The organism is Ralstonia sp. 22111, from assembly GCF_052045895.1.
In the GTDB taxonomy this organism is placed as follows: Bacteria; Pseudomonadota; Gammaproteobacteria; order Burkholderiales; family Burkholderiaceae; genus Ralstonia; species Ralstonia wenshanensis.
The window spans coordinates 270,108-282,478 of the sequence record NZ_JBQEPR010000003.1; the positions used below are offsets into that span (position 1 = coordinate 270,108).

Annotated in this window: 10 protein-coding genes; 3 read left to right on the forward strand and 7 right to left on the reverse strand. The window is 65.1% G+C overall.

Annotation, left to right across the window (positions count from 1 at the left end):
• Window positions 1–27: 27 nt before the first annotated feature.
• Window positions 28–1,167 (reverse strand): cytochrome P450, encoded by a 1,140-nt coding sequence (locus ACTJK4_RS10215; protein WP_440817860.1) that lies wholly within the window; start codon window positions 1,165–1,167, stop codon window positions 28–30.
• 88 nt (window positions 1,168–1,255) lie between these two features.
• Here ACTJK4_RS10215 and ACTJK4_RS10220 point away from each other — a divergent pair, with 88 nt between their 5' ends.
• Window positions 1,256–1,972: an ArsR/SmtB family transcription factor gene (locus ACTJK4_RS10220; RefSeq protein ID WP_232039691.1), complete on the forward strand. Its 717-nt coding sequence runs from the start codon at window positions 1,256–1,258 to the stop codon at window positions 1,970–1,972.
• Between the two features lie 16 nt (window positions 1,973–1,988).
• Here the strand turns inward: ACTJK4_RS10220 and speG are convergent, their stop codons facing one another.
• The 3 genes from speG to ACTJK4_RS10235 are packed head-to-tail and all read right to left on the reverse strand — an operon-like array spanning window position 1,989 to window position 5,880.
• Window positions 1,989–2,531 (reverse strand): spermidine N1-acetyltransferase, encoded by a 543-nt coding sequence (speG, locus tag ACTJK4_RS10225; protein ID WP_440817863.1) that lies wholly within the window; start codon window positions 2,529–2,531, stop codon window positions 1,989–1,991.
• A 55-nt stretch (window positions 2,532–2,586) separates the two neighbouring features.
• A complete protein-coding gene (locus ACTJK4_RS10230) occupies window positions 2,587–3,729 on the reverse strand; it encodes a PepSY-associated TM helix domain-containing protein (RefSeq protein WP_440817865.1) in 1,143 nt (380 codons plus the stop codon).
• A gap of 30 nt (window positions 3,730–3,759) precedes the next feature.
• Window positions 3,760–5,880, reverse strand: coding sequence for a TonB-dependent receptor (locus tag ACTJK4_RS10235; protein ID WP_440817867.1), 2,121 nt, complete (start codon window positions 5,878–5,880; stop codon window positions 3,760–3,762).
• A gap of 266 nt (window positions 5,881–6,146) precedes the next feature.
• Between ACTJK4_RS10235 and ACTJK4_RS10240 the strand changes: the two genes are divergently transcribed.
• Window positions 6,147–7,223, forward strand: coding sequence for an oxidoreductase (locus ACTJK4_RS10240; protein WP_440817869.1), 1,077 nt, complete (start codon window positions 6,147–6,149; stop codon window positions 7,221–7,223).
• Window positions 7,220–9,331, forward strand: coding sequence for a cation:proton antiporter (locus ACTJK4_RS10245; RefSeq protein WP_322018826.1), 2,112 nt, complete (start codon window positions 7,220–7,222; stop codon window positions 9,329–9,331). Before ACTJK4_RS10240 ends, ACTJK4_RS10245 begins: the two co-directional genes overlap by 4 nt.
• Before the next feature lie 30 nt (window positions 9,332–9,361).
• On the opposite strand, the gene ACTJK4_RS10250 is transcribed toward ACTJK4_RS10245, so the two are convergent.
• The 3 genes from ACTJK4_RS10250 to ACTJK4_RS10260 are packed head-to-tail and all read right to left on the reverse strand — an operon-like array spanning window position 9,362 to window position 12,231.
• Window positions 9,362–10,624, reverse strand: a complete 1,263-nt coding sequence (locus ACTJK4_RS10250; RefSeq protein WP_232039685.1) for a DUF3734 domain-containing protein — start codon at window positions 10,622–10,624, stop codon at window positions 9,362–9,364.
• A 32-nt stretch (window positions 10,625–10,656) separates the two neighbouring features.
• Window positions 10,657–11,442, reverse strand: coding sequence for a 3-hydroxybutyrate dehydrogenase (locus tag ACTJK4_RS10255; protein ID WP_009240666.1), 786 nt, complete (start codon window positions 11,440–11,442; stop codon window positions 10,657–10,659).
• A gap of 45 nt (window positions 11,443–11,487) precedes the next feature.
• Window positions 11,488–12,231: an acetoacetate decarboxylase gene (locus tag ACTJK4_RS10260; RefSeq protein WP_232039684.1), complete on the reverse strand. Its 744-nt coding sequence runs from the start codon at window positions 12,229–12,231 to the stop codon at window positions 11,488–11,490.
• Window positions 12,232–12,371 lie beyond the last annotated feature (140 nt).

The following is a 12,371-nucleotide window of genomic DNA, read 5'->3' on the forward strand; positions in this document are numbered from 1 at the left end:
CTTCGTGATGTCTTCGTGGGTGCAACTTCAAGCTTGAAAGCTGGGAATGCGCGCATTGGGCGACGGGCGATACGCCACCTCGCCAAGGCCCGCAAGCCACCGATCGACATCCGGCAGGCTCAGCAGATGCAGCACCGTTTCGCGCGCGATGGTGGTCGCCAATGCATCGGCGGGGCAGCGGTGCACGCCGCCGCCGAACGTCCACAGGCGCGGCTCTGCGCGGTCGATGTCCAAGCGTAGTGGGTCCGGATTGGCTGTGCGATCCACATTGGCAGCGGCCAGCAGCACCAGGATCTTGTCGCCCGCGCGCAGCGACTGGCCGAGCAGCCCGACATCGTGTGCGACGAAGCGGCGTGTGTTCTGCACAGGGGCATCGCGGCGCAGAACTTCACGCACGAAGGGCTCAATGGCGTGCGGCTGTACGCGCAGCCGGGTCGCCAAGCCAGCTTGCCGCGACAGCGCGACGATGCAGTTGCCGAGCAGCCCGGCGCAGGCGTCGTAGGTTTGCGCGAGCAGGGCGGCGAGATTGGCGATCTCGGCATCGCCGTCATCGCTACCGCCGGTGAGCGGGGAGGCGGCAAAGCGGCGCTGAAGGCGGTCGACGGCGGCATCAGCCAGCGCAACGGCGGCTGCGCTGGCGCCCGGGCCCAACGCCGCCAGATACGCGGCAGTGTCAGCCTGGCAGGCAGGCGTATCGGCGTGGTCGCCCAGCAGTGTTTGCGCGATCGTGGCGAGCGGTACGCGGAAGTGAGCATCGGTATCCAGCGCAGCATCCAGGCTCGCTGCGTCGGGCAGCGCAGTGCGCGCATGCCGCTGCGCGTGGCCGGCCAGCGCAGACACATCCAGTCGGCCCAGCGCGGCCATTACCTTGGCCTTGCGCGTGCTGTGGTCAGGTCCGTCGATCTGGCGCACGAGGCGGCCAAAGAATGCGCCGGTGGGCGTTGCGGCCACGGCCTTGGGTACGGGCTCTTCTGGAGGCCGTACACGACACGCGGTGCTCCCCAGTACGGCATCGACGGCCTCAGCACTGGCGGCAACCCACCAGCCGAGTGCCGCATCGAAGAAGAACGGACGCCTGGCGGCCAGTTCGGCGTAGTAGGGGGCAGGGTCGGCATGCACGATGGCTTGCAGCGCGTCGGCGGGCGGGGCGGTGTCGAGGGCGGTCATCAGCGTGGGGCGCGGGAGTAAGATGGCCCCCATTGTCTGGACTGCCCGCCCGCGTGTCACGCGCCAACAGTTTGGTCTCCATCGAACCATGACCGCATCTTCTCCAGCCACTGAATCGACAACCCAGCCGGACATCGGCCGCGTGGCCGCCACCATTGGCGATCCGACCCGCATCCGCATGCTGCTGCTGTTGATGGAAGGCCGCTCGCTTACCGCCAAGGAGCTGGCTTACGGCGCGGGCGTGGAGCCGGCCACGGCCAGCGCGCACTTGCGCCGGCTTGAGGCCGATGCGCTCATCACCTCGTTGTCGAGCGGGCGCTACAAATACTTCGGGCTGCGCTCTCCGGCGGTGGCGGAGATGATCGAATCGCTGCTGGTGGTCGCGCCTGAAAAACCGGCCGACCCACGACGCTCGACCGTGCCTGAGAACCTGCGTGCGGCGCGCCTGTGCTATGACCACCTGGCCGGGCAGCTCGGCACCGAGGTGTCGGAGAAGCTGCTGTCGCGCGGCTGGCTGACGCAGCTCGATGCAACGCACGGCGCCTACGACGTCACGCCCGAAGGTGAACAGGCTCTGGCAGCCATCGGCGTTGACGTGAATGCACTGCGCAACGGCCGACGCCGCTTCGCTTACGGCTGCATGGATTGGAGTGAACGCCGCCCGCATCTTGCGGGCGCGCTCGGGGCCGCCGTGGCGGAGCGCTGCATCGCGCTGGGGTGGCTGGCGCGGCAAAAGCATTCGCGGGCCTTGAACATGACCGAGGTCGGGCAGCGCGAATTGCATGCGTGGCTGCGCACGGCGTAGGGCTCGCTGTTGTGCGTCAACTGGCGCTGCGGATCGACTTGACGTAGTCGCGCTGGAACACGCACATGCGAAGCGCGTTGTGATACGCGCCGTTGCTGAAGAACTCCTCGATCAGCTCGCCTTCGCGCTGGAAGCCGCATTTCTCGTACACGTGGATCGCGCGTTCGTTCACCACGTCGACAACGAGATACAGCTTGTGCAGATTCAGCACCATGAATGCGTAGTCGATGGCAAGTCGCGTCGCGGTGGACGCATAGCCGTGACCCTGCCAACCGGGCGCGATGATGATCTGGAATTCGCCGCGGCGGTGGATGTAGTTCAACTCCATCAATTCGACCAAGCCCACGGCTTCACCGGCATCGCTCTCGCAGATGAAGCGGCGCTCGCGCTGGTCGTGCACGTGGCGGTCGTAGAGTTGCGAGAGTTCGGTGAAGGTTTCGTACGGTTCTTCGAACCAGTAACGCATGATCTTGGCGTCGTTGTTCAGCTCGTGTACGAAACGCAGGTCATTGCGCTCGAGCGGGCGCAGGCAGAGGTCTCGGGATTTTTCGATCACCATGGTGTTGTCCTTGTTGTGTTGAGGCGCCCGACATCGCGTCGACCCCCTTACGTTGTCAGCAAGGACGTGTCGCTGCGGATGCGTGTTTGCGCTGCGGTTGCGCGCGTCGGCGCCGATCCAGGTAGAGCCACCACCCGGTTGCCGCAAATACCGGCAGCATCAACGCTCCGATCAACACTAGCACGACGCCGATCGGTCCGAAGTAGCGTCCATTGTGGAGTGGCAACATACCGGCCAGCAGGCGTTGCATCGGCGGCTTGTCGGCAAAGGATTCGTTGCGGAGGACTGCGCCGGTGCTGGTGTCCAGCGTCAAGCGGTTGAAGGCGCGGTCGTGCGGGGCATTGGCCGGGAGCCAATTGATATCGACCTTGCCCGTGAGGGCATCGTCGATGCGGAGGGTGGCCGTTCCATAGTTCGACGCGTTGGCCAGGAAAACGTTCCAGGTGCGCTCCAATGCCGCACTTCCGAGCGGTTGTCGCTGGCCTTCCACGGGTTTTGCCTTGGCCATGACCGGCATGCCGGTCAAGCGCTGCAGGCCATCGCGGTACCAGTCATACGCCCAATACAGCCCGCTGAAGGCAGCCAGCAAATACAGCGGCAGCACGAGCGTGCCGATGACGGTGTGCACGTCCCACCAGCGGATGCGGCCCGCGCGGCTCCATCGGATAACGAGCCAGCTTCGCCAGTTCGTGACGCGACGCGGCCAACGCAGGTACAGGCCCGACAGCGTCATCACGACGAGCCCAATCGTGCTCGCCCCTACGATCTGCTTGCCGATCTCATCCGCAAGCAATGTCCGGTGCAGCAGCTTGACGGTGGCGAAGAAGCGCTGGCCGCGAGCTTCGGGCAGCAACGTGCCGGTGGCGGCATCGATGTAGCGCAGCTCTCCGCGGCTGCTGCCGCCGTGTTTGCCCGGCGGCCAGGCATACCAGACACGCCACGGCTGGGTTGGGTCGGATGCGGCGGTGATGAAGGTGACGGGGCGATCCGGCATGGCAGCGCGCGCCTGCGCAGCAACATGCGGCAGCGTCGGTGCAGGGGCGCTGCGCGCGGGCAGGCTGAGCACACCGGGATTGAGCGCGCGCAACAGTTCGTCTTCGTAGGCCATCAGCGCGCCGGTGGCGCCAACGATGGCCAGCACCACACTGGCTGACAACCCGATCAGCCAGTGCACGCGGAAGAGCACCCGTCGCAGCATCGCCGGTTCGCCCGTTTGCCTGTTCGACGCTTACATCTTGTAGCGCACGCCGAGCAGCGCCATGCGCGGCGCACCGGGCATGTTGTAGTTCTCGGCGCCGCCGTGCGCCGACACGTAGTACGCGCGGTTGAACAGGTTCTGCAGGTTCAGCGTGACATCAAGATGCTTGCTGCGATAGCCGGCGCCCAGGTCGACGGTCATGTAACCGGGCAGCGTCGTTACGTTGTACTGCGATGCGTAACGTGCTGCTTCCGCACGTACGCCACCGGCCACGTAGAAGCCGTTCGGCAGATCGTGCTTGAGCCACACCGAGCCGCTATGCCGCGGCGTGAGCGACGGCTGGTTGCCATTGACGGCGACGCCACCGCTGCGGTCGTTCGGGTTTTCCAGGCGGCCATTCAGATAGGCATAGCTCGCCATCAGCGACCAGGTTTTCGCAATCTCCCCCGTGAACGACAGCTCCAGCCCGCGCGTGCGCTGCGTACCGATGGGCACGCCCAGCAGCGTGACCGGATCTGCCGCAGTCAGGTTGGTCTGCTTCATGTCGAAGAGCGCGGCCGTCACGCTTGCACCGGCCGAGAGGTCGTACTTGGCGCCGATCTCATAGTTCGTTGTCGATTGCGGGGCCAGCGCGCCGCTGTTGGGGAAGAAGGTGAAGCTATCGGCCAGCGGCTGGAACGAGCGGCTGTACGACGCGTACAGCGAAAGCGGCTCAATCGGGTGATACACGACGCCCAGGCGCGGGCTGACCGGCTTGTCGGTGCGCGACAGATCGACATTGCGCGCGGTCAGGTCGTCGCGGCTCTGCTTGAGGATTTCATATCGAAGGCCGGCGAGCACCGTCCATTGCGGCGAGAATTTGATCAAGTCCTGCACGTACGCCGCATACGTCTCGTTGTGCGAGAGGCCGTAGTTGGTCGGCACCGCGTTGCCCGGTACGGTCGGCAACACCTGCAGCGTCGGGTTGAACAGGTTGTACGTCGTGCTGCCCGGCGCAGCGGCCACGCGGTCGCTTTTGTCCTGGTAACCCAGCTCGATGCCGTACAGCAGCGTGTGCTGGATGCCCCAGGTCTCGGCCTTCTGCGTCAGCTCGTTCTGCCACAGCGTGCCGCGATCGCTGCGGTTGCGCTGGTTGACGGCCAGCGTGACGGTCGGGATCGGCCCATCGGTAACGCGGCTGATCGTCGTGTAGTTGTTGCGGCCGAGCGAGTATTCGTAGTTGCGCACCACGCTGTGGAACGACCATTTGTCGTTGAAGCGGTGGTCCAGCGTGCCGGTCACGCTCTTGACGGTGGACTCTACATTGCCGGCTGCGGCATTGGCGGAGCCATAGCGTGTCTCGATCGGTACGTCGACAGGGCGACCGTGGTACGACGGCACGCCCTGGTCTGCAACACGCTTGTCGTGCAGGTAGTCGAACTGCACCGTGAGCTTGGTATCCGGCGCGAGGTTGAACAAAAATGACGGCGAGATGGCCTGGCGGCGCAGGAAGTAGTCGTTGCGAAAACCGCCCGAATCCTCGACCGCGCCGGTAATGCGCGCGCGGATGGCGTCGTCGTTGATGGACGTGTTCAGGTCGAACTCCGCGCGCTTCTGGCGCTCGGTGCCTACCACCACGCCCACCTCTGCCAGCGGCGTCGCCAGCGGTTTCTTGGTGACGCGATTGATGATGCCGCCGGATGAGCCACGGCCATACAGCACGGCCGCCGGGCCTTTCAGCACTTCAATGCGGTCGATGTTGGACAGATCTCGGAAGTAGAGCGAGTCGTCGCGCAGGCCGTCGACGTACTGGTCATTGATCGACGAGAAACCGCGAATGGTCACCTGATCACGCTGCGCATCGCCCAGCGATGCCGACACGCCCGGCACGTTGCGCAGCGTGTCGTTGATCGACAGCGCACCCTGGTCCTGGATCACTGCACGCGGCACGACGTTCACCGACTGCGGAATCTCGCGCAGCGGCACAGGAATCTTCGTGGCCGTGTTGGCGATGGGCGTGTCGTAGCTGGTGCTGCTGCGCGTACCCTTGACCGTGGAAGTCGGCAACGTGCCGGCGTCGGCTGCGGCAACGGTGTCGGCGGCAGTTGCCACCTGGGCAAACGGCAGCGTTCCAAGGACGGCCAGAGACAGGCACAAACGTTTCGGCGGCATTGCAGTTCCCGTAAAGTGAAAAAGGACAGCGCGACTCCTCCCCCGAGGTTGGCGCCTTCAGAATGTGAAGGCGCAGATAATAATGAGAACAATTCCTATTTACAAGAGAGTTAAAACCGCTTTTTGACGATGGGCAACGTTTGCCAATCTTGTGACCGGCAATTTTTCATGGCTCACCGCAAGATTCTGGGCACCAAGTTGCGCCTCGAGCGTCTCATTCGCCTGCTTTCTGCCATTTTTTATACATGTCGCCTTCATCACATCAAATGCCATTGAGAGCCGCTTTGGTGGGCTACGGCTACGCCGGCAAGCTCTTTCACGCCGCGTTGATCGACGCCACGCCCGGGCTGCATTTGCAGGTCATCGGTTCCAACCGGCCAGACGCCGTGCGTGCGGATCGGCCCAATGTCGTGGTCTGCACGCCCGACGCGGCGGCCACGCATGCGCAAGCCGACCTCGTCGTCATTGCTGCGCCCAACGACCGTCATGCACTGTTGGCCGAAGCCGCGTTGCGCGCCGGCAAGCATGTCGTCGTGGACAAGCCGTTTACCGTCACGCTGGCAGAGGCGCGGCATCTGGCTCGGGTGGCGCGTGAGGCGGGGCGCGTGCTGTCGGTCTTCCAGAACCGCCGCTGGGACAGCGATTTCCTCGCTGTGCAAGCCGCGATTGCGGGTGGCGCCATTGGCGAAGCCATGCACGTCGAGGCGCATTTCGACCGCTATCGCCCCCAGGTGCGCGCCCGCTGGCGCGAGCAGGCGGGGCAGGGCACGGGCATCTGGTTCGATCTTGGCCCGCACCTGATCGACCAGGCGCTGCAACTGCTTGGCCTGCCGGATGCGGTGAGCGCTTCGTTTGCACGCCAGCGGCCAGGCGCTGAAACGCCGGACTGGGCGCATGTCGTCCTGGAAATGGGCGAGCGGCGCGCCGTGCTTCACGCGAGCATGTTGGTGGCGGGCGGCTCGCCGCGCTGGGTCGTTCATGGCACGCGCGGTTCGTTCATCAAGCGCCGGATTGATCAGCAGGAAGCGCAGCTGCTTGCCGGCATGAAACCTGGCGCGCAAGGCTGGGGCGTGGACGATGACGCAGGCCTGCTGATCGACGGCGCAACATCGACCGAAACCAGCATCGCAACGCCGGCGGGCGACCAGCGCGCCTACTACGCCGCAGTGCGCGACGCCATCCTCGGCCGGCGAGCAAACCCTGTCCCGCCCGTGCAGGCCGTGGCTGTCATGGCCGTGCTTGAAGCTGCCGTGGCCGCCGCCGAAACCGGCACTGCGGTCGTGCCGGATCTGACCGATGCCGAACGCGCGGATTGGCTGGCTGTGCGGGAGACCGCCTCGTGAACGGCGTCGTCATCCTGTTGCTGGTGGCGGGCGGTTTGCTCGCCGTGGTGGCGCTGGTGCAGATGCTGGCCTCGCGCCTGACGCTGCCGGAATCGACATTGCTGGCGCTCGCGGGCATCGGTATCGGCGGCGCCTATGTCATCTTGCGCAGCAGCGCGCCTGCTTTTGCGGCCACGTTCTTCGCGCCGCTCGTCGATCCGAGTTGGCCGGCAGAGGCGTACCTGTGGCTGTTCCTGCCGCCGCTGCTGTTTCAGGCGGCGCTGTCGGTCGATGTGCGGAGCATGGCGCCGGATGCCGCGCCGATCCTGATGCTGGCCATCGTGGCCGTGGTGGTTGCCACGGGCGTGATCGGACTCGCTGCGGCCGCCGTCACGCCGTTCGGCATCGTCACGTGCCTGCTGCTCGGCGCGATGATTGCCACGACGGATCCCTCTGCCGTGATTGCGGTGTTCCGCGACGTGGGCGCGCCGGCGCGGCTGATCCGCCTGGTGGAGGGTGAGGCGCTGCTCAACGACGCCGCAGCCATTGCCATCATGGGCGTGCTGCTTGCCATGCTGACGGGAAACGGCGGTGATGCCTCCGTTGGCACCGGTCTGCGCGAACTGGCCAAGGCGTTCGGTGGCGGCGTGGTGTTCGGGTTGGTTGCCGGGCGCATCGCCGCATTTCTGCTGCCCGCGCTGCGCGGCATTGCTCAAGCCGAAGCCGCGTGGACACTGGCATTGCCGTATCCGCTGTATCTCGTGGCCGAAAACGTGCTGGGCGTGTCGGGCGTAGTGTCGGTGGTGTGCGCGGGGCTGGTGATCGGCGCGCTGGGGCGCACGCGCCTCACGCCGCGCAACTGGTCACACCTGCAGCTCATCTGGGAGCAGATTGCAGCGCTGGCCGGCGCGGTGGTCTTTCTGCTGGCTGCGGTGCGCGTGCCGGAGCTGTTGCACGGCGTGGTGGGGAAAGACGCGCTGTGGCTGGCGGTGATTGTGTTGGCCGCGCTTGCGGCGCGTCTTGCGGTGCTGTTTGGCCTGTTGCCCGCGCTCGCGTGGCTCAAGCTCTCTGCGCCGGTCAGCCATGCCTACAAGCTCGCGATTGCATGGGGCGGCCTGCGTGGCGCCGTCACGTTGGTGCTGGCGCTGGGTGTGGCGGAGAACCAGGCTGTGCGCGAGGCGGATCGCCATTTCGTCACTATCCTGGCCACCGGCTTTGTTCTGGTGAGCGTGCTCTTCAACGGCGCCACGCTGCGCTGGGTGATGCGCCAGCTGGGGTTGGATCAGTTGTCGTCCCAAGAGCAGGCCCTGCAGGGCCAGGCGCTGAACATGTCGACAGAGGAAGTGGAATCGACCATGCGCCGCATCGGCGGGCACTTTCATTTCACCTCGGGCGCGACGGACCAGGCTGCGGAGGTGTATCGGCGAGAGGTCGCGGCCGGCGCGGTCGAGCTGAACCTTGAGGAGGCGCTGTCCGAACGCGAGCGCCTGACCATCGGCCTCGTTTCACTCGCCACGCGTGAGCGCGAGTTGATTCCCGAGTACGGCAACGGCCTTGTCTCCATCCGGAACCTTGACGCGATGATGCGCAACACCGCGGACATGATCGACGCGGCCCGCACAGAGGGGCGCCTGGGCTACAAGCGCGCATCGCGGCGCATCCTGGCCAAGCACGCCGGCTACCGGTTCGCGGTCTGGCTGCACCGCGTGGTGCATATCGACCGCCCACTGGCCAACGCGCTGGCCGATCGCTTTGAATTGCTTATTTGCCGCCAGACGGTGCTGGAGCGCTTGCGCGCGTACAACCGTGCATCGCTGCAGCCCGTGCTGGGCGAGCGCATGGCAGACCTGCTCGACGGCGTCTTGATTGCCCGGATCGAGGCGGCGGAAGAGGGCTTGGCGGAGCTGCGCGGAAAGTTTGGCGACTACAGCGCCGCTCTGGAAAAGCGCCTGCTCGTGCTGTTCGCGCTCTACATCGGCCAGAGCAAGATCGACACGATGCTGGCCGAAACCGTGATCTCGAAAGAGGTCTACAAGCAGATCAGCGCGGTGATCCGCCGTGCATGGACGGCCGCGCTGCCGCGGCCGCCGCTGTCGACTGCATTGCACATGCCGCCCGCACAGAAATAGCGCAACTCGGGTGATTCAGCGGCGAACAGCTCAGAGCCGCTTGTCTTCCCGCTCCACGCCGGGATGGCGGTGGATGTCGTGCGTGACGAAGCCCGTGTCGTTATCGGGCATCTCCAGCCACTCCGGATGCGAGAGCGATTCGCGAATATCGGCCAGGCCCGAGGCCCAGTGGTCGCGCATGGTGGACGGCCCGAACTGGATGTCCTTGCCGGGGCCTTCGTGTTCCTTGGCCGCGTAGATGAGGTGGAAGACGTTGTAGCGCTTGGTGCAGGCCATTTCCTGCGCGTGCTTGTACCACTGCGTGCGCTCGAACTCCTTGGGCGGAAGATGATCGAGCAGCTTCCGTATCAACCGGCGGGTGGATTGCGAACGCTCCATCCAGTCGGTGGTAAGCCGCGTGCGGCTGGAGTACTGCAAGTCCTTCTGGCGGCTGGCCACGCCGATCATCGTATTGGGCACCGGGCCCAGCGCGCTCCAGAGGTCCACCTGAAACACCAGCGTGTCGCGGCGCGGCTTGGAGCCCAGCACATACGACAGCGGCGTGTTGGAGACCACACCGCCGTCCCAGTAATACTCGCCGTCGATCAGCACGGGCGGAAAGCCCGGCGGCAGCGCGCCTGATGCCATGAAGTGCTCCGCGCGCAGGCGGCGCTCGGTGTTGTCGAAGGCTTCCAGGTTGCCCGTGCGGACGTTCACGGCGCCCACTGACACGCGAATGCCGCCGTCATTGATGCGGTCGAAATCGCACAGGCGTTCCAGCGTCGCCTTGAGCGGCGTGGTGTCGTAATAGCTGGCTTCGAGCGGGTCGATTTCGTTGGCGGGAAGCGGGGCAGGAAAGCGCGGCGTAAAAAAGCCACGCTGGCCTTCAAGCAGCGTGTCTGCCGCCTGCATGGCGGTCAGCCATTTACGCAGATGCGCGTTACCGTCAAACCAGGCGTTTTCCAGGATGTCAGGCAGCGGCGGCGAGAACGTCGGCTGCGTGATGATCTGCCAGAACTCACGCAGCTTCGCTTGCCGATGCTCGGGCGCATTGCCGGCAATGATGGCCGTATTCAATGCCCCGATGGAGATGCCCGCAATCCAGTTCGGCACGATGCCGGCTTCGTCCAGCCCTTCGAACACGCCGGCCTGGTACGAGCCAAGCGCGCCGCCGCCTTGCAGCACCAGCGCAATGTTCTCGTACGCGGGCAGCACGATCCGCTGAGCCGTGGTGAGCGGCGCATCTGCCGGGCGCGACGATTCTGCCGGCGTGGGCCGCTTGCTTGCGGCCACGCGTAGTTTGGGTGCGGGCATATCTCCTCCAACCTCCTTGCGTGTGCTCAGACTTACTGCATGAACCAGCCGTGGCTCACCACGAACGATTGGCCGGTCAGCGCGGCGCTCGGGAACGTGGCCAGGAAGCGCACCGTCTCGGCCACGTCTTCCACCGTGGTGAATACGCCGTCCACGGTATCACCCAGCATGACCTTTTTCACGACGTCCTCTTCGCTGATGCCGAGTTCTTTCGCTTGCTCGGGAATCTGCTTTTCGACCAGCGGGGTGCGCACAAAACCGGGGCACACCACATGCGAACGCACGTTATGCGCCGCCCCTTCCTTGGCCAGCACCTTGTTCAGGCCGAGCAACGCATGCTTGGCCGCCACGTAGGCCGACTTGAGCGGCGAGCCCTCGTGCGAGTGCACCGAGCCCATGTAGATCACCACGCCGCCGCGGTCGTCCTTGTACATATGGCGCAGCGCTGCACGCGTGGTCAGGAACGCGCCATCGACGTGGATGGCCTGCATCTTCTTCCAGTCGGCAAACGAGTAGCTCACGAACGGGTTGACGATCTGGATGCCGGCATTGGAGACGAGGATGTCGACCGAGCCGAGTTCTTCAGCCACGCGATCGATGCCGCTGTCCACGGCTTGTTCGTCGGTCACGTCCATGCGCAGGCCGATCGCCTTGCCGCCTGCATCGGTGATTTCCTTGGCGACGGCCTTGGCGCCGTCTTCGTTCAGGTCAACGATGGCGATGGCCGCGCCCGAATTGGCGAGCGTGAGGGCGATCTGCTTGCCGATGCCACTGGCGGCACCCGTGACGACGGCGACTTTGCCTTTCAAATCAGACATGTGTGTACTCCGAGGGTTGACGGAAAAAATGGCGTCGGGCAGGCGTTACTGCGCGAGGTAATCGAACACGACCTCGCCCATGCCAAGGGTCAGGTCTGCAATGATGTGCCGGGCTTCGACAATCTCCAGGACGGGCAGTTCGGCCACGGGTGCCAGCGCATGGTGCGCCAGTTCCAGCGACGCGGGGCCGGTCCATGCACCTTTCATGTCGATGTCGATCATGTAATTGCGCGACAGCTCGCAGATGCGCGCGGTCTTGCCGTCCACGTGCGGAATGATCTTGAGCAGGAAGTTTGGGCGCTCCAGGCGGCGTTTCTGCTCTGCCAGATCCAGCTCACGGTGCTTGTAGCCCATGGTGCCGGTCGCCACGCGCACGGGGCCGTAGTCGAGCGTGCCGATCAGCGTGTCCTTGTCGGTCACCAGCTTGGGCGAGGCGAGTTTCTTCGGGAAGCCCCACATCTCGCGGCCGCCGGCCAGGGGCGGATGGTCGTCCAGATACATCGCCAGCGTGTACGTGCCGGGCTTGCCTTCGTAGGTGACGGGAATCACCTGGCCGCTCTCGGTGTAATCACCAAAGCCGGTGGAATCGGCCATGCGGATGAACTCGTAGGCGACCAGCGGTTCGGGCACTTCCAGCGGCTCCGGCACCATGGCACGCAGCTTGGCCGGGTCGGTGCGGTACGTGATGATGAAGAATTCGCGGTGGATGAAGCGGTACGGGCCTGGCGGGTATGCGGGGCTCGTGAGCGGCATTGCGAACGCGGTTTCGCGGACGGTTTTGATGTCCATGGCACTCCTTGTGCAGGTTGGGCTGCAGGTGGCGTTGGGAATCGGTACGGCGCAAAAGAACGGTAGGCGACAGCGCATCGTGTCGCGCTTGTGTGACGCTGCCACCATCCGGTTACGCCGATTTCACGTTTGAGTGCCAG